This is a genomic window from Phenylobacterium sp. J426 (assembly GCF_024699945.1).
In the GTDB taxonomy this organism is placed as follows: domain Bacteria; phylum Pseudomonadota; class Alphaproteobacteria; order Caulobacterales; family Caulobacteraceae; genus Phenylobacterium.
Window position 1 is genome coordinate 3,373,116 of sequence record NZ_JAJOMY010000001.1, and the last position, 25,120, is coordinate 3,398,235.

23 protein-coding genes and 3 pseudogenes are annotated in these 25,120 nt (G+C 68.7%); 11 read left to right on the forward strand and 15 right to left on the reverse strand.

Annotated features, from left to right (window positions below; all coding sequences use genetic code 11):
* Window positions 1-63 precede the first annotated feature (63 nt).
* The 3 genes and pseudogenes from LRS10_RS17860 (at window position 64) to alr (ending at window position 5,291) form a co-directional block, all read left to right on the forward strand.
* Complete coding sequence (locus LRS10_RS17860) at window positions 64-2,535, forward strand: TonB-dependent siderophore receptor (RefSeq protein ID WP_257838436.1); 2,472 nt, start codon at window positions 64-66, stop codon at window positions 2,533-2,535.
* Between the two features lie 168 nt (window positions 2,536-2,703).
* A complete protein-coding gene (locus LRS10_RS17865; protein WP_257838437.1) occupies window positions 2,704-4,200 on the forward strand; it encodes a replicative DNA helicase in 1,497 nt (498 codons plus the stop codon).
* 1 nt (window position 4,201) lies between these two features.
* Window positions 4,202-5,291 (forward strand): annotated as a pseudogene (gene alr, locus LRS10_RS17870) (alanine racemase).
* Between the two features lie 6 nt (window positions 5,292-5,297).
* Here alr and LRS10_RS17875 read toward each other — a convergent pair.
* Window positions 5,298-5,705, reverse strand: a complete 408-nt coding sequence (locus LRS10_RS17875; protein ID WP_257838439.1) for a YIP1 family protein — start codon at window positions 5,703-5,705, stop codon at window positions 5,298-5,300.
* A 301-nt stretch (window positions 5,706-6,006) separates the two neighbouring features.
* Between LRS10_RS17875 and radA the strand changes: the two genes are divergently transcribed.
* The 5 genes and pseudogenes from radA (at window position 6,007) to LRS10_RS17900 (ending at window position 11,239) form a co-directional block, all read left to right on the forward strand.
* The gene (radA, locus tag LRS10_RS17880) at window positions 6,007-7,377 is read left to right on the forward strand and encodes a DNA repair protein RadA (protein WP_257838440.1); all 1,371 of its coding nucleotides are present in this window, start codon (window positions 6,007-6,009) and stop codon (window positions 7,375-7,377) included.
* A 2-nt stretch (window positions 7,378-7,379) separates the two neighbouring features.
* On the forward strand, window positions 7,380-7,997 hold the full coding sequence (locus tag LRS10_RS17885; protein WP_257838441.1) for a CvpA family protein: 618 nt from the start codon (window positions 7,380-7,382) through the stop codon (window positions 7,995-7,997).
* Window positions 7,994-9,494, forward strand: a pseudogene (gene purF, locus LRS10_RS17890) (amidophosphoribosyltransferase). Before LRS10_RS17885 ends, purF begins: the two are co-directional and overlap by 4 nt.
* On the forward strand, window positions 9,491-10,480 hold the full coding sequence (locus LRS10_RS17895; RefSeq protein ID WP_257838442.1) for a bile acid:sodium symporter family protein: 990 nt from the start codon (window positions 9,491-9,493) through the stop codon (window positions 10,478-10,480). The pseudogene purF and the gene LRS10_RS17895 overlap by 4 nt, the downstream one beginning before the upstream one ends.
* Window positions 10,481-10,492: 12 nt before the next feature.
* On the forward strand, window positions 10,493-11,239 hold the full coding sequence (locus LRS10_RS17900; protein ID WP_257838443.1) for an SDR family NAD(P)-dependent oxidoreductase: 747 nt from the start codon (window positions 10,493-10,495) through the stop codon (window positions 11,237-11,239).
* On the opposite strand, the gene der is transcribed toward LRS10_RS17900, so the two are convergent.
* From der to LRS10_RS17960, 12 genes are all read right to left on the reverse strand, one after another.
* Complete coding sequence (gene der / locus LRS10_RS17905) at window positions 11,187-12,716, reverse strand: ribosome biogenesis GTPase Der (RefSeq protein ID WP_257838444.1); 1,530 nt, start codon at window positions 12,714-12,716, stop codon at window positions 11,187-11,189. The two genes, LRS10_RS17900 and der, sit on opposite strands and share 53 nt — an antisense overlap.
* 21 nt (window positions 12,717-12,737) lie before the next feature.
* Window positions 12,738-14,126 (reverse strand): PQQ-like beta-propeller repeat protein, encoded by a 1,389-nt coding sequence (locus LRS10_RS17910; protein ID WP_257838445.1) that lies wholly within the window; start codon window positions 14,124-14,126, stop codon window positions 12,738-12,740.
* A complete protein-coding gene (locus LRS10_RS17915) occupies window positions 14,123-14,914 on the reverse strand; it encodes a tetratricopeptide repeat protein (protein ID WP_257838446.1) in 792 nt (263 codons plus the stop codon). Before LRS10_RS17915 ends, LRS10_RS17910 begins: the two co-directional genes overlap by 4 nt.
* Window positions 14,915-14,995: 81 nt before the next feature.
* Window positions 14,996-15,823 (reverse strand): 3-methyl-2-oxobutanoate hydroxymethyltransferase, encoded by an 828-nt coding sequence (panB, locus tag LRS10_RS17920; RefSeq protein WP_257838447.1) that lies wholly within the window; start codon window positions 15,821-15,823, stop codon window positions 14,996-14,998.
* 2 nt (window positions 15,824-15,825) lie between these two features.
* Window positions 15,826-16,197 carry a hypothetical protein gene (locus tag LRS10_RS17925; protein WP_257838448.1) on the reverse strand — a complete coding sequence of 124 codons (372 nt, stop codon included), beginning with the start codon at window positions 16,195-16,197 and terminating at the stop codon, window positions 15,826-15,828.
* Complete coding sequence (locus LRS10_RS17930) at window positions 16,190-16,771, reverse strand: RNA polymerase sigma factor (protein WP_257838449.1); 582 nt, start codon at window positions 16,769-16,771, stop codon at window positions 16,190-16,192. The genes LRS10_RS17925 and LRS10_RS17930 overlap by 8 nt, the downstream gene beginning before the upstream one ends.
* 27 nt (window positions 16,772-16,798) lie before the next feature.
* A complete protein-coding gene (locus LRS10_RS17935; RefSeq protein WP_257838450.1) occupies window positions 16,799-17,179 on the reverse strand; it encodes a DUF6249 domain-containing protein in 381 nt (126 codons plus the stop codon).
* Between the two features lie 107 nt (window positions 17,180-17,286).
* Window positions 17,287-17,592 (reverse strand): hypothetical protein, encoded by a 306-nt coding sequence (locus tag LRS10_RS17940; RefSeq protein ID WP_257838451.1) that lies wholly within the window; start codon window positions 17,590-17,592, stop codon window positions 17,287-17,289.
* On the reverse strand, window positions 17,582-18,118 hold the full coding sequence (locus LRS10_RS17945; RefSeq protein ID WP_257838452.1) for an RNA polymerase sigma factor: 537 nt from the start codon (window positions 18,116-18,118) through the stop codon (window positions 17,582-17,584). Before LRS10_RS17945 ends, LRS10_RS17940 begins: the two co-directional genes overlap by 11 nt.
* Window positions 18,115-18,555 carry a hypothetical protein gene (locus tag LRS10_RS17950; protein ID WP_257838453.1) on the reverse strand — a complete coding sequence of 147 codons (441 nt, stop codon included), beginning with the start codon at window positions 18,553-18,555 and terminating at the stop codon, window positions 18,115-18,117. Before LRS10_RS17950 ends, LRS10_RS17945 begins: the two co-directional genes overlap by 4 nt.
* A 133-nt stretch (window positions 18,556-18,688) precedes the next feature.
* Window positions 18,689-19,036, reverse strand: a complete 348-nt coding sequence (locus LRS10_RS17955) for an ArsC family reductase (RefSeq protein ID WP_257838454.1) — start codon at window positions 19,034-19,036, stop codon at window positions 18,689-18,691.
* Window positions 19,037-19,054: 18 nt separating this feature from the next.
* Window positions 19,055-19,609 carry a 2'-5' RNA ligase family protein gene (locus LRS10_RS17960; RefSeq protein ID WP_257838455.1) on the reverse strand — a complete coding sequence of 185 codons (555 nt, stop codon included), beginning with the start codon at window positions 19,607-19,609 and terminating at the stop codon, window positions 19,055-19,057.
* Window positions 19,610-20,121: 512 nt separating this feature from the next.
* Between LRS10_RS17960 and LRS10_RS17965 the strand changes: the two genes are divergently transcribed.
* On the forward strand, window positions 20,122-21,138 hold the full coding sequence (locus LRS10_RS17965) for an IS110 family transposase (RefSeq protein WP_257817796.1): 1,017 nt from the start codon (window positions 20,122-20,124) through the stop codon (window positions 21,136-21,138).
* A 511-nt stretch (window positions 21,139-21,649) separates the two neighbouring features.
* Window positions 21,650-21,942 (forward strand): annotated as a pseudogene (locus LRS10_RS25255) (DUF2243 domain-containing protein); the annotation flags it as partial.
* Between the two features lie 407 nt (window positions 21,943-22,349).
* Here the strand turns inward: LRS10_RS25255 and LRS10_RS17970 are convergent.
* Entirely contained in the window at window positions 22,350-22,712 is a 363-nt protein-coding gene (locus LRS10_RS17970; protein WP_257817830.1) for a response regulator transcription factor, read from the reverse strand.
* A gap of 427 nt (window positions 22,713-23,139) precedes the next feature.
* Here LRS10_RS17970 and LRS10_RS17975 point away from each other — a divergent pair, with 427 nt between their 5' ends.
* Complete coding sequence (locus tag LRS10_RS17975; RefSeq protein ID WP_257838456.1) at window positions 23,140-23,772, forward strand: TetR/AcrR family transcriptional regulator; 633 nt, start codon at window positions 23,140-23,142, stop codon at window positions 23,770-23,772.
* A 230-nt stretch (window positions 23,773-24,002) separates the two neighbouring features.
* Here the strand turns inward: LRS10_RS17975 and LRS10_RS17980 are convergent, their stop codons facing one another.
* Window positions 24,003-25,082 (reverse strand): MFS transporter, encoded by a 1,080-nt coding sequence (locus tag LRS10_RS17980; RefSeq protein WP_257838457.1) that lies wholly within the window; start codon window positions 25,080-25,082, stop codon window positions 24,003-24,005.
* Window positions 25,083-25,120 lie beyond the last annotated feature (38 nt).

A 25,120-nucleotide genomic window follows, 5' to 3' on the forward strand; every position in this document is an offset into this window, starting at 1 on the left:
TTAGCTTGACCCGACCAAACGCCGTTCTCGGGATCGACCCGTGCGGGCAGAGGGGGCAAGTCCATGAAATACCGTCACATGCTGTTCGCGGCCGCATCGGCCGCCACGCTCTGGTCCGGCGCAGCCTACGCCCAGACGCCGGGCGCCGATGTCGAAGAAGTCGTGGTCACTGGAACGCGCACTGAAGGCCGGACCCGGCTGCAGTCCCTCGCCCCGGTCGACGTGGTGAATCAGGAAGCGTTGACCCGAGCCGGCGTCACCGAGGTCAACCAGGCGCTTTCGGTCACCCTGCCCTCGTACAACTTCCCCCGCCCCGGGCTCGCCGACGGAACGGACACGGTGCGCCCTGCCACCCTGCGCGGGCTGGCCCCGGACCAGACCCTGGTGCTCGTCAACTCCAAGCGGCGCCATTCGGCCTCGCTGGTGAACGTCAACGGCACTGTCGGCCGCGGCTCTTCGGCCGTCGACCTCAACACGGTCCCATCCGCCATCGTGCAGTCGATCGAAGTCTTGCGCGACGGGGCCTCGGCCCAATACGGCTCGGACGCCATCGCCGGCGTGCTGAACCTGCGCCTGCGCGAGGCCTCCAGCGGCGGCGCGATCAACGCGACCTACGGGGCGCGCGTGACAACCGTCTCCACTCTCGTGGGCCCGACGCCAGCCGGCGCCGCCTGGACTGTGGCCGACAAGGCCAAGTATGACCGCACCGACGGCGAGACGATCAACCTCAATGCGTGGGTTGGTCTCCCGCTGGGCGCCGACGGCTTCCTGACGGTGGCCGGCGAGTACCTCGATCAGAAGAAGACGATCCGGACCGCACCAGACTGGCGCCAGCAGTATCCGCTCGTGAACGGGGCCTTCGATCCCCGCGAGGCGACGATCAACCGCTACAACGCCTGGTACGGCGAGCCCGAGATCGAGCAATACACGCTATTCGCGAATGCAGGTTACGATCTGAGTGAGGACGCGGGCCTTTACGGCTGGGCCAGTTACCAGAGCCGCGACTCCGTCTCGGCGGGCTTCTTCCGGCGGGCGCTCGACGACCGCAACGTGATCCAGATCTACCCCGACGGCTTCCTGCCGCTGATCAATCCGAAGGTGACCGACTTCTCGGCGGCGGGCGGCGCCACCTGGACGCTCGCCGGCTGGGACATGGACACGTCGGTGGTCTACGGGTCGAACAAGATGGATTTTACCATCCGCGACACGCTGAACCGGTCCATCGGCCCGACCAGCAAGACGGTCTTTGCCGCTGGCGGATTCAAGTACGACCAGCTGGTCTTCAACACCTCGGCGGTGCGCCAGTTCGACGTCGGCCTGGCCTCGGCCCTCAATGTCGCGGCGGGGGTGGAGGTGCGCCGTGAGGGCTATGAAATCTTCGCCGGTGAGCCCGACTCCTACCGCAACGGCGGCGTGCTGCTGAATGGCCAGCCGACGCCCTCCGGCGCCCAGGTGTTCCCCGGCTTCCGGCCCTCGAACGAGGTCGACAAGCACCGTCATTCTGTCGGCGCCTACCTCGACCTCGAGGCCAACATCACCGATCGGCTGGTGGCTTCGGCCGCAGTCCGGGCCGAGGACTATTCGGATTTCGGCAGCACGGTGACCGGCAAGCTCGCAGCCCGCTTCGAGCTCACTGACGCTCTCGCTATCCGCGGCTCGATCCAGAACGGCTTCCGGGCGCCCTCGCTGCAGCAGCAGTACTTCACGGCGACATCCACGAACTTCATCAATGGCGTGCCGTTCGACATCACCACCTTCCCGGCCACCGATCCCGTGGCCGCGGCCCTGGGCGCCAGGCCGCTCGATGCCGAAAAGTCGGTCAACTACGCCATCGGCGCCGTGCTGCGGACCGGCAGCTTCAGCTTAACCGTCGACGCATACCGCATCGAGGTGGAGGATCGCATCGTTCTGTCCGAGAACCTGACGCAGACGAACGTCCGCGCCTACCTGACCTCGCAGGGGTTCGTTGGCATCGGCGGCGGCCGGTTCTTCATCAACGGTGTCGACACCACCACCAAGGGGGTCGACATCGTGGCCAACTACAAGCTGCGGACCGACGCGGCTGGCGAGTTCAACTTCACCGCCGCGGCGAACTTCAACTCGACCAAGGTCACCAAGGTCCCCACGACGGCCCAGCTATCCGCGCTGAACCCCGCGCCGGTGCTGTTTGACCGGGTGAACGTCCTGACCTTTGAGGAGGGCACGCCGGACTCGAAACTTTCGGGCTCAGTGGACTGGCAGTTGGGTCCGTTCGGCGCCACGGTGCGCGCCACCCGTTACGGCGAAGTGTTGAGCCCCGGCACGAGCGCGGCGCTCGACCTCACGCTTGACGCCGCCACCTTGGTGGACCTCGAGGCGCGTTGGAATGTGACCGAGCAGGTCCGCCTCACGCTCGGCGCGGACAACGTCTTCGACGAGTATCCGACGAAGTCCCCGCCGAGTCTCAACTCTACCTCCAACACGCCGTTCTCCAACTACTCGCCGTTCGGCCGCTCGGGCCGCTACGTGTACGGGCGGGTGGCCTACAGCTGGTAGGCGCGGCGATCGTCCAAGGGTAAGCGTCAGCGGCGCGGATCTCCGGATCCGCGCCGTTTCGCGAGGCCAAGCTTCAATCCACAGGTTCAGAAAACTTCTGGGGACGAGTCGCCGCAGCGACATCCGGCGCCCGTGATCCGCCGCAATGGGCCAGCTATCGAATGATCCATGGCGATCGTTCCGGCTCTCGATCTGCGTCCCGTTCCGGACGCCCCCCAGGATGTCGCGGTCAACCGGCCGCCCTCGAACATCGAGGCCGAGCAGGCTCTGCTGGGCGCACTGCTCTTCGACAACGCCGCCTTCGAACGCCTTGGCGACAACCTGCAGGCGCGCCACTTCTTTGAGCCGTTCCACCAGCGGCTGTTTCAGGCCATCGAGACCTATGTCCGTAAGGGCCAGCTGGCCGAGCCGATCCTGATCGCCGAGCAGTTCGCCCGGGACCCCGCGTTCGAGGAACTCGGCGGCGTCCGCTACCTGGCCGCCTTGGTGGACCGCGCGCCACCGGCCGCCAACGCCCCGGATTACGCCCGCGCCATCTACGACCTGGCCCTGCGGCGCGACCTCATCCGCATCGGCGGCGAGATCGCCACGGACGCACAGGCCGGCGACGTCGAATTGGACGCCCAGGAGCAGATCGAGAAAGCGGAGCAGCAGCTCTACCAGCTCGCCGAGAGCGGCGGCGTCAGCCAGGGCTTCGTGCCGTTCGCCGACGCCATTCAGGGCGCGATCGCCATGGCGGCGGAGGCCCATAGTCGGGACGGCGGGCTGGCAGGCCTCTCCACGGGCCTCGTCGACCTCGACTCGAAGATCGGCGGACTGCACCCGTCGGATCTGGTGATCCTCGCCGCGCGCCCTTCGATGGGTAAGACCTCGCTGGCGTGTAACATCGCCTTCGACGTCGCCCGTCACTACGCCTACGAGCCTCAGCCCGACGGCTCCAAGAAGACCGTCCGCGGCGGCGTCGTCGCCTTCTTCTCGCTGGAAATGAGCGCCGAGCAGTTGGCGCTTCGCCTCCTGGCCGAGGCCTCAGGTGTGTCCGGCGACCGGCTTCGCAAGGGCGAGATCGACGCCATGGAGTTCGGCCGCCTGCGCGACGCCGCGCTCGAGATTCAGGAAGCGCCGCTCTACATCGACGCCACGGGTGGCATCACCCTGGCCAAGCTCACCGCCCGATCGCGGCGCCTGAAGCGGATGTTCGGGCTGGACCTGATCATCGTGGACTACCTGCAACTCGTGACGACCGGCGCAGGAGGCCCGGACAACCGGGTGCAGGAGGTGTCGATGATCACCCAGGGTCTGAAGGCGCTCGCCAAGGAGCTCTCGGTCCCGGTCATCGCGCTTTCCCAGCTCAGCCGCCAGGTCGAGAACCGTGAAGACAAGAAACCTCAGCTTTCGGACCTGCGGGAATCCGGCTCCATCGAGCAGGACGCCGACATGGTGATGTTCGTCTATCGCGAAGAGTACTATCTCAGCCGCCTGGAGCCCCAGCCGAACACGCCGGAGCATTTCGAGTGGCAGGAGAAGATGGACAAGGTCGCCGGCCTCGCCGAGATCATCATCGGCAAGCAGCGCCACGGTCCCATTGGCACGGTGCGCCTGTCGTTCAACTCCGACACCACCAAGTTCGGCAACCTGGCCCAAACCGGCCGCTACGATCCCCACTAGGGTGAGCGCGGCGTCCCGAGCGCGCCTGACCGTCGATCTCGACGCGCTCGCCCACAACCATGCCATCCTGACGCGGGCCGCGGCCGGGGCCGAGCTCGCCCCGGTGGTGAAGTCCGGACGGCTACGGCCTGGGGGCGGGTCCGGTGGCGCGACGCCTGCACGCCGAGGGTGCGCGCAGCTTCTTCGTCGCCCGGCTCGACGAGGGCGAGCACCTGCGGGCGGCCCTCGGTGACCGCGCGGCGCGGATCTACGTCCTCGACGGCTTTACGCCGGGCAGCGGACCCCGCTTCGCAGCGGCCGGCCTCACGCCGGTGCTCACCGCCCTCCCCCAGGTATCGGCCGCCGCAGCCTGGGCGGCCGCCAATGGCGACATGGCCGCCGCGCTGCACGTCGACACCGGCATGAACCGGCAGGGCCTCACGATCGACGAGGCTCGGTCCATCGTCCAGGCGCCCGACCGGCTGCGCGGGCTGGAGGTGATCCTGCTGATGAGCCACCTAGGCTCGGCCGCGGCGCCGGAGGACCCCCGCAGCGCTGCTCAGCTTGAGGCGTTCCGCGCGATCCGCCCGCTCTTCCCCGAGACTCCCGCCAGCCTGGCGGCCTCGGCAGGCATCTTCCTGGGGCCCGACTATCGCTACGACGTGGTCAGGCCGGGCGTGAGCCTCTACGGCGGGGGGCCGCTGGACCAGCCTGACGAGCGTCTCAAGGCGGTGGCGACGCTTACTGCGCCAATCCTCGACATCCGCAACCTGCGACCCGGCGATCGCCTCGCATACGGCCGCCAGTTCACCGCCGACCGCCCGATCCGCGCCGCCATCGTGGCGGCCGGCTACACGGACGGCATCGTCCGGGCCGCCAACGCGGGCGGCTACGCCTGGGCCGCAGGCGGACGCCGGCCGCTGCTGGCGGTGACCATGGACGTGCTCGCGATCGACATCGGCGACAGCGCGGTCCGCGTCGGCGACCAGGTGGAGTTGCTCGGCCCCAACGTCCACCTCGACGACCTCGCCGCCGCCGCCGGCACCGTCGCGCACGAGGTCCTCGTGCGCCTCAGCCGACGGGCTGAGCGGATCTATCTCGGCGAGGACTAGTCCCGCCTATCCCATCAGAAGCGGCCCACCCAATTCCGCCGCGCGCGCCATGGCGGTGGCGCGTAGGACGGCGAGCAGGATCAGGCCCAGCAGGACGGCGGCGAAATAGGTGAGCGTGTGGGCCGGGTCGGACCGCATCAGGCGGGGAAGGCCCAGGTACAGCGTCCAGCCGGCATAGAGCGCCGCCAGCAGTCCAACAGGCAGTGCAAGGTTCGGGTAGAGATGGGCGACCCCGGCGAGCCACAGCGCCGTGCCGGAATAGGCGGCGAGCTTCAGCGCCTGGTCCGGCTCGCGCAGCCCGCCGAAAGGCCGAGCGATGGCCGCGATCCAGAGCGCCAGCAGCCACACGACCGCGAAGGTGGTGAAATAGCCGGTCGCCGCCTTGGCCAGGACGCCCAGCGGCTGTTCCCGCACGCCCACGTCGCCGATGCGCGGGGGAAGACGAGTTCGCCCAGCGTCCCACATAGGGCTGGGATGGCGGCGAGAGGGGCCACATAGCGTAGCAGGATCTGACGCGCGTCGCCGGGCTCCGGGCCGACCTCGTCCCAGGTCCGCCCTGGCCTCACGATCATCGCGCCAGCCCTGGCGGCCAGCCGCGCCCAATCCATCCAGCCCTCCGCCGATTCCGCCTCATCGGTAGCACAGGGTGTCGCACCGGACAGACCCCGCAACGTCCGTGGGCTAGACTTTCCGCCTACCGAATCAGGAGCTTCCCTTGGCCCGCGACGGCGCCGTCTACGCCTGCCAGTCCTGCGGCGCGGTCCAGACCAAGTGGTCCGGACAGTGCCCGGCGTGCGGCGCTTGGAACACCCTGGTCGAGGAACTGACGACCCGGCCGCCGGGGGCGCTGAAGCCGACATCGAAGATCGCCCGCGGCCGCGGGCTCACCTTCCAGGGACTGGAGGACGAGGTCCCCGCCCCACCGCGCCTGACGACCGGCGTCGAGGAATTCGACCGCGTCTGCGGCGGCGGCGTCGTACCGGGTTCCGCCATCCTCCTGGGCGGCGACCCCGGGGTCGGCAAGTCGACCCTGCTGTTGCAGGTTGCGGCGAGCGCTGCCCGACGCGGGGTGCGATGCGCCTATATCTCCGGGGAGGAGGCTGTCGAGCAGGTGCGCGGTCGCGCCCAGCGGATGGGCCTGGCCGACGCCCCGGTGAAGCTGGCGGCCGAGACGAGCCTCAGGGCCATCGTGGACGGCCTCAAGGCCGATGAGTTCGACCTGGTGGTGATCGACTCCATCCAAACCATGTGGAGCGACGCCCACGAGGCGGGCCCCGGGTCGGTCACCCAGGTGCGTGCGGCGGCCGGCGAACTCGTCCGCCTGGCCAAGAAGCGCAAGGTGGCGGTGATCCTGGTGGGCCATGTCACGAAGGAAGGAACCATCGCCGGTCCCCGCGTCGTCGAGCACATGGTCGACGCCGTTTTCGCTTTCGAAGGCGAGCGCGGCTATCCCTTCCGCATTCTCCGCGGCGCCAAGAACCGCTTCGGGGCGACCGACGAGATCGGCGTCTTCGAGATGAACGATGCGGGCCTCGCTGAGGTGAAGAACCCTTCGGCGCTCTTCCTCAACACCTCGGGCGCGCGGGCGGCGGGCGCGGCGGTGTTCGCCGGGATCGAAGGCTCGCGTCCCGTGCTGGTCGAGATCCAGGCCTTGGTGGCGCCCTCCGCCTACGGCACCCCGCGCCGCGCCGTGGTGGGCTGGGACGCAGGACGCCTCGCCATGGTGCTGGCGGTGCTGGAGGCCCGGTGTGGCCTTGGTTTCGGCGACCGCGACGTCTATCTGAACGTCGCGGGCGGGCTTCGCATCACCGAGCCGGCTGCGGACCTCGCCGCCGCCGCGGCGCTCGCCTCCTCCGCCTTCGACGAGGCCCTGCCGCAAGATTGCGTGGTCTTCGGCGAGATCAGTCTGTCGGGGGAGGTGCGATCGGTCAGCCGCATGGACGCTCGGCTCAAGGAAGCCGCCAAGCTCGGCTTCCGTCGCGCGCTGGGGCCCGCTGACGTCGAGGCGGCGGGCGGCATGAAGTTCACCGGCGCGAGCCGACTGGCGGACGCCGTCCGCCGCATCAACGAGGCGTCCTGGGACTAGACATGGGATTAGGGCTCACACAGTTCGACCTGATCGTCCTGACCCTGCTGCTGATCTCCGGCGCCGTGGGCTTCGCACGGGGGGCCGTGCGCGAGGTGGCGGCGCTGGTGGCTCTGCTCGCCGCCGGTTTTCTGGCGATCTTCGGCCTGCCGGTCTCCGCCCCGATTGTGCGCGAGGTGGTGCGGCCCGACTGGCTGGGCACGGCGGCGGCGCTGATCTTGGTGTTCCTGATCACCTACATCCTGCTGCGTCTGATCGGCGCAGGCCTTGCGAAACGGGTCCAGGCCACCGACGTGGTGGGCGCGCTGGATCGGTCAGTCGGCCTGCTGATCGGGCTCGGGCGCGGTCTTTTGGTGCTCGGAGCCCTGTTTCTCATGTTCAACGCGGCGACGCCGGAAGACCTGCGGCCGCGGTGGATCACCGGAGCCGCGACCTGGCCTCTGGCGGGCGAGATGGGCGACTTCATAGAAGGGCTCGCGCCGAAGGGTCTGGATCTTGCCGCCGCTCTGGGCCCAGCTTTCGACAACGCGGTTCGGAACGGGTCAGGTGACAGACGCGTGACGGACGGCTACGACGCGCCGCGAACCGGCAAGGCGGACGATCTGGAGAGGTCTCGATGACCCTGAAGACGCAGCCCTATGAGCGATGGTCCCCGCCACCTCGGGATCCTGATGACGATACGCCACGCCTGGAGTGCGGGGTCTTCGGGGTCTTCAATACGCCGGCGGCTGCGGCCGTCGCCGCGTTGGGCCTGCATGCCCTGCAGCATCGCGGACAGGAAGCCTGCGGCATCGCCTGCTTCGACGGGCAGCGCTTCCACACGGAACGGCATATGGGCCACGTGGGCGACGCGTTCGGCGGCGGCGACCTGACCGAGCGGCTGCCGGGCCACTCGGCCATCGGCCACACGCGCTATTCGACGGCCGGCGGCAGCTTCATCCGCAACGTCCAGCCGATGTTCGCCGATCTCGAGGCCGGCGGCATCGCCCTGGCTCACAACGGCAACCTGACCAACTTCTTGACGCTTCGCGAGCAACTGGTCGCCGAGGGCGCAATCTTCCAGTCCACCTCGGACTCCGAGGTGATCCTCCACCTGATCGCCCGCTCCCGGAAGCCGAAGTTCCTCGACCGCTTCATGGACGCGCTGGGCCAGATCGAGGGCGGTTACGCCCTCGTGGCCTTGACCAACAAGAAGCTGCTCGGCGCCCGCGATCCCCTGGGCATCCGGCCCCTGGTCCTGGGCGATCTCGATGGCAAGCCGGTGCTGGCCTCCGAAACCTGCGCGCTCGACATGGTGGGCGCCACCTTTGTCCGTGACGTTGAACACGGCGAGGTCGTGGTCATCGACGAGGGCGGCATCCGCAGCTTCAAGCCCTTCCCGGCGCAGCGCGCCCGGCCGTGCATCTTCGAGTACGTGTACTTCGCGCGCCCCGACTCGGTGGTGAACGGCCGCTCCGTCTACGACGTGCGCAAGCGCATGGGGCGCAGATTGGCCCAGGAGACGCCCGCCGACGTCGACGTGGTCGTGCCAGTGCCGGATTCCGGCGTGCCGGCGGCGCTGGGCTATGCCCAGGAAGCAGGCCTGCCGTTCGAGATGGGCATCATCCGCAATCACTATGTCGGCCGCACCTTCATCCAGCCGACGCAGGGCCAGCGCGAGCTCGGCGTGCGGATGAAGCTGTCCCCCCAATCGTTCGGTGCTCGCCGGCAAGCGGGTCTTGCTGGTCGACGACTCGATCGTGCGTGGCACCAATTCGGTGCGCGTGGTCCGGATGGTCCGCGAGGCGGGCGCCACAGAGGTGCACCTGCGCTCGGCCTCGCCGCCGATCCAATGGCCCGACTACTACGGCATCGACATGCCCGATCGGGAGAAGCTGCTGGCTGCCAATCACTCGATGGAGGAGATCGCGAAGCTGCTGGACGTCGATTCGATGGGCTACTTGTCCGTCGACGGCCTCTACTGGGCGATGGACGCCGACAAGCGCGACCCAGCCAACCCGCAGTTCACCGACCATTACTTCACCGGCGACTACCCCACCCGGTTGCTGGACCGGGAGATCGCCGAGGGCCGCAACCAGGCCGTGGAGCGCCAGCTCTCGTTCCTGGTCGACGCGTGAGCGGAGACAGGCCGGGCTTCAGGCTGAAGCTCGACTGGTATCTGATCCTCATCATCCTGATGGGCGTGGCCGCGACGGTCGCGCCAGTGCGCGGCGACGCGGCCGTGGCCTCGGGCTGGATGACCAAGGCGGCGATCGCGCTGGTCTTCTTCCTGCACGGCGCGCGGCTGTCGCGCGAGGCGGTGATCCGGGGGATGATGCACTGGCGGCTGCACCTGGTGGTGCTGGCCTCGACCTTCGCCCTTTTCCCGCTGCTGACGCTGGGCCTTGCCGCCCTGCCCGCCTGGATCACGCCGCCGGAGCTGGCGGTGGGGCTGGTGTTCCTGGGCTGCTTGCCATCGACCATCCAGTCCTCGATCGGCTTCACGGCCATCGCCCGCGGAAATGTGGCGGCGGCGGTTGCGGCTGCATCGGCGTCGAACCTGATCGGCATCGCGCTGACGCCGTTGCTTGTCGGCCTGCTGCTTCAGGCCCAGGGGAGCATCGACGCTTCGTCGGTTCAGTCGATCGTCTTGCAGCTGCTCGTCCCCTTCGCCGCCGGTCAGGCGCTGCGGCATTGGGTGGGCCCCTGGATCACGGCGCGAGCCAGGGTCCTTTCGTGGGTCGACCGCGGCGCGATCCTGCTGGTCGTCTACACCGCCTTCTCCGGAGCGGTCATCGAAGGCGTCTGGACGCGACTCGGCGCGCTGGACCTGATGCGCCTACTGGTCCTTTGCGGCGCGCTGCTGGCGGTCGTGCTGGCGATTACCGTCGGCGCGGCGCGGCTGCTGGGCTTCGACAAGGCCGATGAGGCGGCGATCGTCTTCTGCGGCTCCAAGAAGTCGCTGGCCAGCGGCGCGCCGATGGCGGCGGCCCTTTTCCCGGCGGCTGTGGCGGGCGTGGCGATGATCCCGCTGCTGGTCTTCCACCAGATCCAGCTGATGGCCTGCGCCGCCATCGCCCAGAGATACGCCGCGCGGCCTGACAACGGGGACGATCGGGGCTAGAGAGGCGCCCTCATGTCCGACCTCCCTCTCCAAGACCGCATCGCCCTCGTCACTGGCGCCAGCCGCGGCATCGGCCGCGCGGCCGCCATCGCGCTGGCCAAGGCCGGCGCGCACGTCGTCGCCGTGGCCCGGACCTCCGGCGCGCTCGAAGAACTCGACGACGACATCCGCCAGGCGACCGGCCAGTCCGCGACCCTCGTGCCGATGGACATCGCCGAGGACGGCGCCCTCGACCAGTTGGGCCTTGCGCTCCATCAGCGGTTCGGCCGGGTCGACGTGCTGGTTCACGCCGCGGCGATTCTGGGCCCGATGACGCCCGTCGCCCACATCGAGCCCAAGCACTGGGACCGCGTCATGGCGGTGAACCTGACCGCCTCCTACCGGCTGATCCGCAGCGTGGAGCCGCTGCTGCGGGCATCGGACCGCCCTCGGGCGATCTTCCTGACCTCGGGGCGCGCGGCCCGGCCGAAGGCGTTCTGGGGTCCCTACGGCGCGACCAAGGCGGCGCTGGAGAACCTGGTCCGCACCTGGGCGGACGAGCTGGAGAACACCCCGATCCGCGCGGCGATCCTCGATCCCGGCGCCATGCGCACCAAGATGCGGGCCGAGGCGTTTCCGGGAGAAGATCCGAACGAGCTGCCGGACCCGGCGGAGATCGGGCCCCTGATCGTCGACCTGGCGCAGGCCGAACTAGGCCTGCCGACCGCTAACGTGGTCTTTTCGGATTGGAAGACGCCCGCGACGCCCGCTTCGGCTTGACGCCTGGCCTGGCCAGCTTGGCCGATTTGCCGCGCGTGGCGGTCTTCTTCGGCTTGGACGGCTTCGCAGGCTTCGGCGGCCCCTCGGACACTTTCCGCGCGCGACCGCGTGGCGCGGTCTTGGCTGGCCCCGACTCGCCGTCCTCCGCGAAGGGGTTCTTGTTCGACCGCACGGAGACGCGGATCGGCACGCCCGGAAGATCGAAGCTCTCGCGGATGGAGTTGATCAGGTAGCGCTTGTAGTGGTCCGGCAGCTGGTCGGCGCGGCTGGCGAACAGCACGAACGTTGGCGGCCGGGCCTTGGTTTGCGCCATGTACTTCGGCTTGACGCGACGGCCGCCGACCGCTGGCGGGGGGTGACGCTCGACCGCCATTTTCAGCCAGTCGTTCAGGTCGCGGGTCTTCACCTTCGTGGACCAGTCGCCGTAGGCCTTCAGCACCGCCGGCATCAGGCGATCGAGGCCGCGGCCGGTCTCTGCGGACAGCGCGACGATCGGCGAACCCTTCACCTGCGGCAGGAGGCGGTTGGTCTCCTCGATGATCTCGGCAAGCTTGGCCTGCTGATCCTCGACCAGGTCCCATTTCGCCAGCACGAAGACTAGTGCGCGCCCTTCCCGCTCCACCAGGTCGGCGATCTGCAGGTCCTGGATCTCCAGCGGATGCGTGGCGTCCATGACGAGCAGCACCACCTCGGCGAAGGTGATCGCCCGGATGGTGTCCTGGGTGGAGAGCTTCTCGAGCTTCTCGTGGACCTTCGCCTTGCGGCGCAGCCCCGCGGTATCGACGAGCCTCACGCGGCGACCATCCCATTCCCAGTCGACGGGGATCGCGTCGCGGGTGATGCCGGCCTCGGGGCCGGTCAGCAGGCGCTCCTCGCCGATCAGGCGGTTCACCAGCGTGGACTTGCCGGCGTTCGGGCGACCGACGATGGCGATGCGGACAGGCTTGTCCGGCTCGTCCTCCTCCTCCTCGAAGTCCTCGTCCTCGGACCAGACGGCGGCGATGGCGGCGTAGAGGTCGGCCATGCCCTCGCCGTGCTCGGCGGAGATCGGCACCGGCTCCCCGAGGCCCAGGCCCCAGGCGTCGAGCACGCCGCTCTCGCCTTGACGGCCCTCCGCCTTGTTGGCTGCCAGGATAACCGGCTTGTCGGCCTTGCGCAGGATCTCGGCGAAGATGCGGTCGGCCGGCGTCACGCCTTCCCGGCTGTCCATCACGAAGAGCGCCACGTCGCACTCTTCGACGGCGAGTTCGGTCTGGGCCCGCATCCGGGCCTCAAGGCTCTCGTCGGTGACGTCCTCGAAGCCGGCCGTGTCGATCAGTTCGAGATCGAGGTCGCCCAGGCGGCCCGTGCCGAAGCGGCGGTCGCGCGTCACGCCCGGCCGGTCGTCGACGATGGCGAGCTTGCGACCGGCCAGCCGGTTGAACAGCGTGGACTTGCCCACATTGGGGCGGCCGACGATGGCGAGCTTCAGGGGCATGTCGTCAGCCTAAACGCAGTCCTAGCGGAGCGCGACCAGAGTGGCCTCGTCGGTGATGACATAGATCGTATCACCCATGGCGATCGGCGCGATCATGGCCGGCCCGCCCAGGCTGATCCGCCGCTCGACCTCGCCTGTCTTGGCGTTGAGCACCGCGAGGTCGCCGGTCTGGCCGGCGACGATCAGCTTGTTGTTGGTCAGCATCGGTCCTGACCAGATCGGCTTGGTGACCCGCTGGCCGCCGATGCCCAGGAAGCCGCCCTTCTTCTTGCCCTTGAAGCCCTCGTTCAGGTCCCGAATCCAGTAGATCTGGCCTGTCTCGCGGGAGGCGCAGATCACCTCACCGGTCTTGGAGACGACATAGACCACATCGCCCGCCGGCAACGGCGAAGTGATGCCGACGACCGGCAGGCTCCAGAGCGCCTGACCCGTGCGCAGGTCGATGGAGGCGAAGACGCCGGAGTGGCTGACCGCGAAGACGTCGCCCTGATAGATCACCGGACGACCGGGGATGTCGCGGATCTCGGACAGCGCACTGGTGCGGCTGGCGCGCGAAAGCGCCTCGTTCCACAGATCGTTGCCGTTCGCAGCCCGCAACGCCACCAGCTCGCCGGACCCGAAGGCGGCGACCACCGTGTCGCCGGACACCGCCGGGCTCGACGCGCCCAGGATGCGCGCCGATTCCGCCAACGCCTGGTAGGTCCAACCCGGCTGCCCAGTGGCGGCGTCGAAGGTCAGCAGGGTGTTGTCCAGCGAGACCACCATCACCCGGCCGCCGGCGACGGTCGGCGCGCCATGCACGGATTCGCTGGTGCGGGTGCGCCAGCCGATGGCGCCGGTGTTGGCGTCGATCTGAAGAACCTGCCGCCAGCCCGAGGAAACGTAGAGCTTGCCCTCGGCGTAGGCGAGCCCGCCGCCGAACGCGAGCTTGTCGCGCTTGTTGTCGCCAGGGTTGGTGCCGGTGCGCCAGATCTGCGCGCCGGTGCGGGCGTCGTGGGCCGAAACGCGGCCTTCGGCGTCCATGACGAAGACCTTGCCGTCGGCCGCGACCGGCGGCGCCGTGACGTAGCGGCCGCGCTGCGAGCCTTCGCCGAAGCTGCGTTTCCAGGCGATCGACAGGTTGGGCGCTGCGTCGACATGGTCCACCGACTGCTCGGGGGAGCCGCCAGGCAGCGGCCAGGCCGCCACCGTCTGAGGCGTCGGCAGAGAGAAGTCGACGCCCTTCAGCGCATCGGCCGGCTCCAGACGCTGGTCGGCGGGGACGATGGAGATGCGTTCGCCCTCTCCAGCCGTCTCAGCCGGACCGTCGCTCCGGTCGAAGGGGTTGAGACGGCCGAGCGTCGAGCAACCGCTCGCGCCCAGCGCGGCGATCATGCAGGCGGCCAGGAGGATCTTGCGGCGCGACGTCATTGCGGTCCGTTGGCTTGCGGTTGCGGCTGCGGCTGGGCGGGTCCCTCGACGGCGCCTTGCTGGCCGAGGACGGCGCCGGGCGGCACCACCATCGGCGGCGGCATGGCCGCGGCCGACTTCACGATGCCGGGCAAGGCCTTGGCCGAGCCCGAGTCGATGAGGCCGACGGCGGCCTGGGCGCGGGCCCGGACACCGTCCGGCGCGTCGAGACTCTGCTGGAGCACGACAAAGTCGCCGCGGGCTCCTGCGGTGTCGCCGGCCATCAGCTTGGCGAAGGCCAGGGCCTCACGAGCCTGCACCCGATACGGGCGGCCTTCCTTCATCAGGGGCGTCAAGCGCGTCTCCACGTCCTTGTAGGGGGCCGTGTCGAGCACCGCGAAGGCGGATTTGAGGCGAGCGACATCGCCCAGCACGTCGTCCGGGGCCGCGTCAGCAGCCTGATCGAGCAGCTTCACGGCCTCGTCGGTCTTGTTCTCACGTTGGGCGAAGGCCGCCAGCTGCATCAGGGCCAGCGTCTTGTAGCCGCCGGCCGGGGATTGCGAGACCTCGGTCCACAGGGTCCGGGCGCGCGCCTCGTCGCCCTGGACGAAGGCCTGAGCGCCTGCGTGGTACTTCTCGGAGGCGTCCGCGACCACCTTGTTGCGCCAGGTGTCCCAGCCCCAATAGGCCAGCGCGGCGATCAGCGCAGCCGCAGCGATCGCCAGGACCCACGGCAGGGCCTTGCGCGCAAGCGACTGGTAGCGGTCGGAGCGAAGCTGCTCCTCGACCTCTTCGAACAGATCCGTCACGTGAAGGGGACTCCGGACTCTCTTAGGCTTGCCGTTCGGCAGAGGCCGGGAACCTATAGCGCGCCGCAGGCCGCCGCAACGCTACCCAGCTTTGGCGAAGTAGATCTCGGCAGGACCCGGGAATCGGCGGGCGCGGACGTCCTCAGCGTAGCTCGACACCGCCCGGCTGATCTCGCCGCGCAGATCGCCGTAGCGACGGACGAACTTCGGCGTCCAGTCGAACAGCCCCAGCATGTCGTCGGTCACCAGGATCTGGCCGTCGCAGCCAGCCGAGGCGCCGATGCCTATGGTCGGGACCTCAACGGCTTCGGTGATCTCGCGGGCCAGACCTTCCGCCACGCCCTCGACGACGATCGCGAAGGCGCCGGCCACGGCGGTCGCCTTGGCCTCTTCCAGAATGCGACGGCGCTCCTCGCCGGCCCTGCCCTTGGCCTTGAAGCCGCCGTCGACCAGCACCGCTTGCGGCCGCAGCCCCACGTGGCCCATCACCGGAATGCCGCGCTTCACGAGGTATTCGATCGTGTCGATGATGGTGGCTCCGGCCTCAACCTTCACCGCCTGGGCGCCGGTCTCCTTCATGACACGCGCCGCGTTGGCATAGGCCAGCTCGGCCGAGCCCTCGTACGAGCCGAACGGCATGTCGACGACGACCATCGCCCGCTTCGAGCCTCGCATGACCGCCTGGCCGTGCAGGATCATCATCTCGAGCGTGACGCCGACGGTGTTCGGCAGGCCATGGACGACCATGCCGACGCTGTCGCCCACCAGCAGAAGATCGCAGTGCTCGTCCAGCAGTTCGGCCATGGGCGCGCTGTAGGCGGTCAGACAGACGACGGGCGTCTGCCCCTTGCGCGCGGCGATGTCCGGCGCGGCGACGCGACGGACGGCTTCCTGCCGGTGGCTGGACAAGGTCAGATCTCCTCGATCACCCGGGACAGGGCGAAGCCCATCAATAGCACGGCGAGACCAACCGAGATCCAGATCCCGAACCCGCCGGACAGCGCGGAGATCATTTCGGTGCTGGGGGCCACGTCCGCGAGGCCGGCGCCGAGCGCCCGCGCGGATTGCTCCGCCGACTCGACGCGCTCGAACAGGTTCGACATGACGAGCTGGCTGGCGCCGATCAGGCCGCCCACCACGCCGCCCGCGCCGATCAGCCAGCGGCGGGTCTGCCAGCCGCGGTTCAAGCGGCGCTCGATGCCCTGGGCGAACGCCTGGCAATCCGGAAGCTCGGGCGCTTCGGCGAACAGGCGCTCCAGGCGGCGTTCGAAATCGTCAGCCATTGCCGCGCCTCCCTTCCAGAACCGCGCCGTCGGCCGGCGCCAGTCGCGTTCTGAGCTTTTCCAGACCACGTTTGACATGGGATTTGACCGTTCCAAGCGGCAGGTTCAAGGCCTCCGCCGCTTCGCTGTGGGACAGACCCGCCCCGAAGCAGAGCGAGACGCACAGCCGCTCCACCTTCGACAGCACCTTCATGGCTTCATCGAGGTCGATGCGGTGATCGGCGTCGCCGCCGCCCACGATCTCCTCGTCCTCTGCGCTCTCCGCCGCCAATTCCGTGAGCCGGCGCTCGCGCTGCAGGCGGCGCAGGTACTGGCGCGCGGCGATGCGCTTCACCCAGGCGGCGAACGTCCCCTCGCCGCGGAACTCGGCGATCCGTTGAAAGGCCGTCAGGAAAGCGTCCTGGGCCACGTCGTCGGCCTCTGCCGCCTGCGCGCCCATCCGGCGCAGCAGGTATCGGACGGCCGAGCCGTGGCGGCGCGCAAGCTCCCCGAAGGCGCGCCCCTCACCCGCCGCCGCGTAGGAGCAGAGCTCCACGTCGTGCAGGCTGGCGAAGCTCGATGGTTTGCCCGGCATGGGCGTGAACCCCTCTTCGGCCGATGCCTAGGACTTCGGCTTGTTGATGAGGCCGAGGATGACGAAGGCCAGTCCGATGAAGCCCGGGAAGGCGGCGAAGCCCAGGAACCAGTAGGCCGCGTCCGGCTCTTCGAAGCCGACGATCAGGCCCAGCGCGACCAGGCCCAGCGCAACGGCGATCCAGACGATGCCGGTCCGCAAGTCGCGTTGTGGCGACGGCGGCAGCGCGGGCGACCGGACATTCGTCGACATGGCGTCGACCATTTCCTGGGGCAGCGGCTGGCCGCGCTCGATGGCCGCACGCAGGGTTTCCGCCATCTTCTGCCGCTCTTGGCTGCGGAAGTAGCGGGGCGCGATCACAATGGCCGCGATCATGGCGAAAAACGCGAGTGGGATCAGGATCTCCACGGGCTCTCTCCTCTTCTCATTATCTCGGCGGGCGCCACCGCCCGTCTCTGATCAGAAAGAGACCGGACGACGCGCGAACAGATGCAGCTAAGCCTGTGAAACTTTGGTCATGATTCCAGCCCGAGCGCCGTCCGGGGACGCCCGCCGAGGATGACTACCGCCCCGGCAGCGAGCGCCAGCAGCGCTGCGGTCGGCGCGAGCTCGTGCGAAAGCCGCACCATGGCCGGCAGCACCACGGGCCATAGCGCCCACAGCGCGAGGCCGCCGACGACCGGCCCGCCGGCCAGGACCCCCAGGTCGGCCCGGAACTCCCGACGCATCACCCGTTGCATCACCGCCGTCGAGAACTCCGGATCGCGGGCCGGGGGCTCGTCTCCCGCGAACAGCGCCTTCAGCCGATCGTCAGCGTCCATCGCGATCCTCCAACGCCTGCAGGAGCCGGGCCCGCCCCCGCGTCACATGAGACTTTACCGTGCCCAGCGGGAGACCGAGCGCCTCGGCAGCCTCCCCGTGGCTGAAATCGCCGGCCAGACACAGCGCCACGCAGGCCCGCTGGTCGGGCGATAGTCCGGCCAGCGCCGCCTCCAGCGCCAGCCGGTCGTCCTCGAAGCGCGCGCCCACCTGCGGGCGTTCCGCCTCGTAGCTCGCCTCCCGCGCGCGGTCCCGCCGCCGCGAGCGCAGGGCCGTCAAGTGCTTACGATAGCCGATGCCGCACAGCCATGCGCGCACGCTAGCCCCCGACTTCAACTGGCCAATCCGCGACCAGGCCGCGACAAACGTCTCCTGGGCCAGGTCGTCGGCGAACGCCCAGTCTCCGCAGGCGCGGCGCAGGAAGGCTCGGAGCGGCTGCTGGTGACGCTCCACGAGCCGCGCGAACGCCTCGGTCGAGCCGCGCCGGGCGGCGGCGACCAGCGCCTCGTCCGCCCCCTCCGGGGTCATCGGCCGCGCAGGGTATAGCTGAGCACGGCCACGATGCCGTGGCCTACCGCGACGCAGGTGAGGATGATCGCCACCAGCCGGAACGGCCAGTAGTCGGACGCCGGCCCCGCGTACTCCGCCGCCAGCCAGAAGCCGGCCGCCACCGCGCCGGTGACCAAGGCGGTGCGCAGCGCCCAGTAGGGGCTGCGATAGCGTCGGCGCATGTGCCGCCGCCGCTCGCCCCAAGCGTATTCGTCATCATCCACGTCATCGAGTTCGGTGTCGCGGATCACCTTCAGCAGTTCGGCCGGCGGGTCTTTGCCCTGGCTGGTGTAGGCGCGCAGCAGGTCAAGGCGGGCTTGGCTGCGCTTGTAGGCCAGCCAGCGGTCCCAGGCGCCGAAGACGAAAAAGCCCAGGGGGAACAGCAGCCACCAGTAGCTGCGGAACAGGTCTTCCATGATGAAGCTCCAAGCGGCGGGCGGGGCCGTCGCCCCCCGATGGAGCCCCTGCCCGCCTGCCTTCACCCCCTAGTCGCCGCCGACGCTGCGATTGGATGCGAAGCCTGGGCGCTCTTCGTCCGGCGGGGCGCCGTCAGGTGAAGATCGCCGCGTAGACCTCGGGCTTGAAGCCAACCGTCAGCTCGCCGTCTATGTCGAGGACCGGGCGCTTGATCATCGACGGCTGGGCCAGCATCAGGTCGATCGCCTTGGCCTCGTCGATCCCCTGCTTGTCGGCGTCCGGCAGCTTCTTGAATGTGGTCCCGGCCCGGTTCAGCAGCGGCTCCCAGCCTGTCTTCCCGACCCAGCCTTCCAGCGTCGCGCGGTCGACGCCCTCCTTCTTGTAGTCGTGGAAGCGGTAGCCGACGCCCTGGTGGTCGAGCCAGGTCCAGGCCTTCTTCATCGTGTCGCAGTTCTTGATGCCGTAGAGGGTCACGGCCATGGCGGTCTCCGTCCTGAGCTAGCCAGCCAGCGGGAAGCGCTCGATCACCTCGAAGCGGCCTTCGCCATGGACGGCGTGGATGAGCACGAACTCCTCGACCGCCCACTCGACCGGCTCCACGAACGTCTCGGGGACGTCGGCCCGGTCGTAGATCAGCGTCATGTGCGGCTCGTACGATGGGTCGCGGCGCGACGCCATCCCCGCGCGGACGAGTTCGTGGTGGAGCGCATCGTAGAGCGCGTGGACCCCGATGACGCCGTCCTCACCCCAGAGGACCAGGGGGCGCTCGCCGGCGCCGCGCCCCCAGCTTGCCAGTCGGTTGAGGGCGATCGTGAACCGCCGGCCCTCGATGCGGCGAACGACGTCGACCGCCTTCTCGAGGATGGGTCCCGGCGGACGCTTGAACGTCCCCAGGTTGAAGAGCGAAACGTGCAGCCGGTTGGCCGCCACGGCCCTGCCGATCAGGCGATGTCTGCGCCGGACACCCTCCAACCGCTCGGCCGCGGCGGCGGCCGCCTCAGGCGTGGGCTGCAGGGCCAGGTAGAAGACGTGTTTGCCGGGAACGGCGGCCATGCGGGGTTAGCCTATTCCCACTCGATTATCTTCGAATGCCCTAAATTTCTGATTAGACGATACATTCTCGCTCACGCGGATTTGAATACCGTCTGAGATACCGTCAGAATCTTTGGCTGGCGGATTGATGATGCGGAGGCACATCAGCAATGGGCGAGAGCAAGAACGGCTCCACGAACCGGAGAATAGCAGAGTCCCCTCCCCGCAGCACGCCTTCGCTGAGAAGGGAACTGGGCAGCCTTGTTTTACGGGTATGCAGGGACCGCCCCTCCCGAAGCTTCGGGCGCGATGGAAGCAGACGCCACCGTCCTCACGCCGGCGCTGAGCGCGCCTCAGGTACTTCACCGGGCGTTGTCATGAGCTACCCGGGAACCGCGGCGGCCTCGTACAGTTCAGCTGCAAGGAGGATCGCCATGTTCAAATCACCCTTGATGGGGTGGATGGCCCCCCTCAGACCGACGCCGAAGCGTCATGGTGGTCGTCATCTTGCCATTGCGCGGAGGAGACCATCCATGGGTGAGATTACCACAGTGGCCGTCGACTTGGCCAAGCGCGTGTTCCAGGTTCACGGCGTCGACGCGGCCGGCAACGTGGTGCTGCGGCGCCAGCTCCGTCGGTCAGAGGTGTTGCCCTTCTTCGAGAAGCTGAGCCCGGTCATCGTGGGCATGGAGACGTGCTCCGGCGCTCACTATTGGGGCCGGCTTCTCGCAGGCATGGGCCACGAGGTTCGGCTTGTGCCGCCGATCTACGTGAAGCCTTTCGTCCAGCGCCAGAAGAACGATGCGGCGGACGCTGCGGCGATCTACGAAGCGATCAGCCGGCCGTCGATGCGGTTCGTGCCGGTGAAGACGACCGACCAGCAGGCTGCCCAGGCGGCGCTCCGCACCCGGGAACTCTTGGTCCGACAGCGCACCATGGCGGTCAACGCCTTGCGTGGGCACTTGGCGGAGTTCGGCATCACGGCCGGCGTCGGGCTGCACAACCTGCCGACGCTGCTGGAGCGATTAGACGCGACGACGGAGGCCCCGGACTACGCACGGGAGAGCCTGCAACTGCTGATCGACCAGATCGAGGACTGCAGCGACCGCATCGGCAAGCTCGACGTCGTGATCGCGCGCCGCTGCCGCGCCGATCCAGACGCCCGACGCCTGATGACAATCCCGGGCATAGGACCGCTCACCGCGAGCGCTCTCCTGGCGACCGTGCCGGATCCGGCCCGCTTCAAATGTGGCCGACACTTCGCAGCCTGGCTGGGGCTCGTACCCCGACAGCACTCCACAGGCGGCCAGGCGCGGCTGGGCCGGATCAGCAAGATGGGCGACAGGACCCTGAGACGACTGCTGGTCTCGGGCGCCGTGGCGGTGCTGTTGGCCGCGCGCCGGCGACCCGGCTTTAGCGACAGCTGGCTTGGCCGCCTGCTCGCGCGGAAGCCGCTGTTGCTGGCAGCCGTAGCGCTCGCGAACAAGCATGCGCGGATCGTCTGGGCATTGCTGGCGAAGGGCGGCGTCTATCGCGAAGCGGCGGCTTAGGAGCTTGCCCGCTGCATCTCGCGGCGGGCGGTGTGTGCGTCGGCGACGACGGAGGTGATGGCGACGGGTCGACACCTGGGCTCGGGCAAACCATGCGAGTCGTAGCGCCTCGAGCGCGTACCCTTGATCGGGACCCGAGCCCCGCGCACTCCATCAGGGCCAGCAGCCGAAGATGACTGCACCGACAGGCCGGACACATGACCGCGCGCCGAGCCACCGCCACTCACCTTCGTTGATGTGTCTGATCGCTCCGGTGGAGGCCGGCAGCGAGGGGAGCCGGCTGGCTTCGAGCCGTCAAGGACAAGCCGGCTTCGCCGGGCGCGCGTCCCGCGCGCTCCTTGACCGCTCTTCACCAGCCGTCTGTGGGGCTGCCATGCCCTCCAGGGAAGGGTAGCCCTCGCTGGCGCGAGGGCTCTTGCGCGGAAATCGGTTGCCGGGGTGGGGCCATCCACACAGGACCCGCTGGGGCGCTGTTCTCGGCTTTGCGCTGGGCGGCTTCTTCGACGGCATCGTGCTGCACCAGATCCTGCAGTGGCACCACCTCCTGAGCCTGGTGCCTGGCATGGCCGACATGCGCCTGCAGGTGCTGTGGGACGGCTACTTCCATGCCTTGATGTACGTCGTCGCGGCGGTCGGCTTGTTTGGCTTGTGGCGCGCCCACAAGAGCCGAGAGGAAGACGCCCGCTGTTCGGCTCAGTCCTCCTCGGTTTCGGCGTCTGGCACATCGTCGACAGCGTCCTCTCGCACTGGGTGCTGGGCATCCACCGCATCAAGCTCGACATTCCCAACCCGCTCATGTGGGATCTTATCTGGTTCGCCGCTTTCGGCGCGCTGCCGCTCATCATCGGATTCCTGATGCTGCGGGGCTTCCGTCCGGGCGCACCGAGAATCTCGGGCCCGGCCGCCGCCGTGCTCCTGCTGGGGCTGATCATGGGCGGCCGGAGCCTGGTCGCTCAAGCCACCGCCGGACCAGCCGTTCACCACCGTCGTCTTCGCGCCCGGGACGAACCCGAACCAAGTCTGGTCCGCGCTCTCCGCGACGGACGCCCGGCTCGTCTGGACGGACCCGTCCATGGGTGTGGTGGTCGTCGATGCGCCGGCCGACCAGCGGTGGTCCTTCTACCGGCACGGCGCGTTGCTGGTGAGCGGCTCTGGCGTGCCGGCTGGCTGCTTCAACTGGAGCCGGGCCTGAGAGACGCACCTAGGTGCATCTAACGACGCCGCCGGCGAAGCACCGCCCGGACCCGCGCCAGCAACTCCCGGGGATTACACGGCTTGGACAGGTAATCGTCGGCGCCCCCTTCCAAGCCCCTGATGCAGTCTGAAGCACTGTTCATTTTGGAATGGATAATGACGGCGGGCGCGTTCGGCCGTGTGCTGAGACATGAGCACAGCTCAATGCCGTCCTCCGCTTCCGGGAGCGCTAGTTCGATGATGACGAGATCAGCGCCTTGGCTCGCGAGGAGGAAGACTGCTTCGGTCGAGTTGGCCGCAGCCTCGACTTCAAAGCCGTGCTGCTCCAGAAGGCAAGCCAATCGCCGCCGCGCGGTCCCGTCCGGATCTACGACGAGCACCCGGGCGCTGCAGGGGCGTTGAGGCGCGGGGGCCAGCATTTCAGAAGTGTCGCGGCCGCACGTTTCCGCATTGTTTCGGGAAGGCCGGCCCAGCGTACCTTTGGGCTGCGACGCCTTTCGCCCTGGGATCGACGCCGGGTCCCTGCCCGTACGTGTCACCCGCAGGCTTCGCCTCCCACCGCGACGAGACACGCACTCGATCCCAGGCTGTCCCGAGTTCGAATGCTCCGCCGTGGCGCACGGCCCAGTCCGTACAATGTGCAAGGATGGGCGTCCGGAGAGCTCGGTGGTTCCCGCTGGCGGGGCGAGCCCTTTCAGTTGTAGAACGGCTAACGCTTCGGGCGCCGGAAGGCGCTAGGAAGTCAAGTCGAGGCGCTCGTGCAGCGCCGGCGCGGTGCGAGCCACCGCCGGTTTGTGTGGAAGGCGGATGGCGCGGGCAAGGGGCGGGATCGACCATCAAAAGACCACCGCACTCCTGAAGGCCGCAGAGGCCCTGATCTCCCGACGGGGGGTGGGCGTCTCTCTTGTCCAGATCGCTCGGTCGGCCGGAGTGTCCAAGCAGACCCTCTACAATCGATTTGGGGGTCGAACCGGATTCTTCACCGCCCTGGCTGCGGACCAGGCGGCAAACTGTCCGCCGCCCGCGATTGGCCAGCCGGCTGGACGCACGCCGTCGGAGGCGCTGGAGAGATATGCGGTCGAAATGCAGGCCTACCTCAATCGACCGCTAACCCGCGAATTGCTCGCGCCGCGCACGATCGAGACAGAAGCCGCCGGCGCCGCTTGGCGGGAGGATGTGCTGGGACGTGCCCGGCGCGACCTCGAAGGCTGGTTCGTCCAGCAAGCCAACACCGGCCGGTTGCACGTCTCAGATCCAGATGTGATGGCCGCGTTGCTGATCCAGCTGTGCGTGGCCGAGACGCTGGCGCCGATCGTGCCGTCCGGCGAACCGGCTTCGCCTTCGGCGGCGAAGCCTCTGGTGTCGCGCGTTGTCCAGGCTCTCTTCACTTTCGAGGGGCACCCCCGCGGAGCTGGCGAATCCCCATCTCCGCGCACGTAGCGGTGCACCGCAGGCCCGCCCGGCGCCTTGGAAAAAGCCAACAGCTCCCGCGCCAGCCCGCGGAAACGTCGCCGGATTGGGCCAGCATGACGCTGCGCAACCGCCGCGGTGGAATTCGAGCGCCGGTCGCAGGGCCATGAACACCTTGTCGAGGTGCGGCGGCGGCCGAAGATCAGCGGACGCGGGCCCTCCGAAGGCTGCCGACCTGGCGTTCACCCGGCTTGCTGGTCCTAGCGGTCGGAGACAAGACGACTTCGACCTGCCGAGCTGATCGCCCGCTGCAGTATGATCGTCGGAATGATTGCCGCGACGAACGCGATGGCGGTGAGAAGGAAGCCGTCCCGGAACGCCGCTGCGGATGACTGAGCATAGACGGCTTGTCCCAGCAGCCATCCAGCCGCCGCCCCTTGCTCGGGACCGGACAGGCCAAGCTCCGCCATGATCCGGCTCGCCTGCCCCAGGTATTCTGCAGTCGCGGCGTTGTCGGGGGTCTGAGTCGCTGCGAAAGCCTCGCCATGAAGAATCGTTCGCCGCTCCAGGAGGACGGAAAGCAGGCCAGTGCCCAGCGCGCCCCCGAGTTGGCGCGTGAAGTTCATGGCCCCGGAGCCCTGGGCCAGCAGGTGCGGCGGCAGGACCTTCAGCGAAGCGGCGCTGAGGGAGGGAAAGACCGCGCCCATCCCGATCCGGCTGATCACCGTCCACCAGGCGAGCGTCCAGAACGCCGTACCGGCCGTCACGTGAGATGTCAGCCATGACGAGTAGGCGAACACGGCCAGCCCGAAACCGATCATGAGGCCCGGCGAAAGCTTGTCGCTGAGCGCGCCAGCCAACGGGAAGACTACGACGAGCGCGAAACCTGCGGGCATCAGCAGCAAGCCGGCCTGCGTCGGCGTATAGCCCTGGATCTGCTGCACGAAGACCGGCAGAAGGTAGGTCGAGCCAAAGAGCCCGGCTCCGAGCACAAAGCTGACCACGGACGCCGCTGCGAAGGGCCCATTCCGGAAGAGACGCAAATCCAACAGCGGCTCGCGCGCTGTCAGCTCGCGGCACAGGAACGCCGCTCCGGCGGCCAGCGAGAGGGCGAAGCATCCCAGCACCGGATTGGATTCCCAACCCGCCCGCTGCCCCGAGGACAGGCCCTGCAGAAGCGCCAGCAGGAACACCGAAAGGATGACCATAGCTTGCCAGTCGAGCTTCGGCCTCGCAGCAAGGGGATCGCGGCCCGGCAAGAACAAGTGCGCCAAGGCCATTCCGCCGAGGCCGAACGGGATCCCAAGGTAGAACAGGAACCGCCAATTGAAGCTGTCCATGAGGAGGCCGCCGACCCAGGGGGCCAAGCGCGGGCGCA

Coding starts and splice junctions, on each gene's coding strand:
- LRS10_RS17860 (WP_257838436.1), top strand. CDS start 64: ATGAAATACCGTCACATGCTGTTCGCGGCCGCATCGGCCGCCACGCTC.
- LRS10_RS17865 (WP_257838437.1), top strand. CDS start 2,704: ATGGCGATCGTTCCGGCTCTCGATCTGCGTCCCGTTCCGGACGCCCCC.
- LRS10_RS17885 (WP_257838441.1), top strand. CDS start 7,380: ATGGGATTAGGGCTCACACAGTTCGACCTGATCGTCCTGACCCTGCTG.
- LRS10_RS17900 (WP_257838443.1), top strand. CDS start 10,493: ATGTCCGACCTCCCTCTCCAAGACCGCATCGCCCTCGTCACTGGCGCC.
- der (WP_257838444.1), bottom strand. CDS start 12,716: ATGCCCCTGAAGCTCGCCATCGTCGGCCGCCCCAATGTGGGCAAGTCC.
- LRS10_RS17910 (WP_257838445.1), bottom strand. CDS start 14,126: ATGACGTCGCGCCGCAAGATCCTCCTGGCCGCCTGCATGATCGCCGCG.
- LRS10_RS17925 (WP_257838448.1), bottom strand. CDS start 16,197: ATGGCTGACGATTTCGAACGCCGCCTGGAGCGCCTGTTCGCCGAAGCG.
- LRS10_RS17930 (WP_257838449.1), bottom strand. CDS start 16,771: ATGCCGGGCAAACCATCGAGCTTCGCCAGCCTGCACGACGTGGAGCTC.
- LRS10_RS17940 (WP_257838451.1), bottom strand. CDS start 17,592: ATGGACGCTGACGATCGGCTGAAGGCGCTGTTCGCGGGAGACGAGCCC.
- LRS10_RS17945 (WP_257838452.1), bottom strand. CDS start 18,118: ATGACCCCGGAGGGGGCGGACGAGGCGCTGGTCGCCGCCGCCCGGCGC.
- LRS10_RS17950 (WP_257838453.1), bottom strand. CDS start 18,555: ATGGAAGACCTGTTCCGCAGCTACTGGTGGCTGCTGTTCCCCCTGGGC.
- LRS10_RS17955 (WP_257838454.1), bottom strand. CDS start 19,036: ATGGCCGTGACCCTCTACGGCATCAAGAACTGCGACACGATGAAGAAG.
- LRS10_RS17960 (WP_257838455.1), bottom strand. CDS start 19,609: ATGGCCGCCGTTCCCGGCAAACACGTCTTCTACCTGGCCCTGCAGCCC.
- LRS10_RS17965 (WP_257817796.1), top strand. CDS start 20,122: ATGGGTGAGATTACCACAGTGGCCGTCGACTTGGCCAAGCGCGTGTTC.
- LRS10_RS17975 (WP_257838456.1), top strand. CDS start 23,140: ATGGCGCGGGCAAGGGGCGGGATCGACCATCAAAAGACCACCGCACTC.
- LRS10_RS17980 (WP_257838457.1), bottom strand. CDS start 25,082: ATGGACAGCTTCAATTGGCGGTTCCTGTTCTACCTTGGGATCCCGTTC.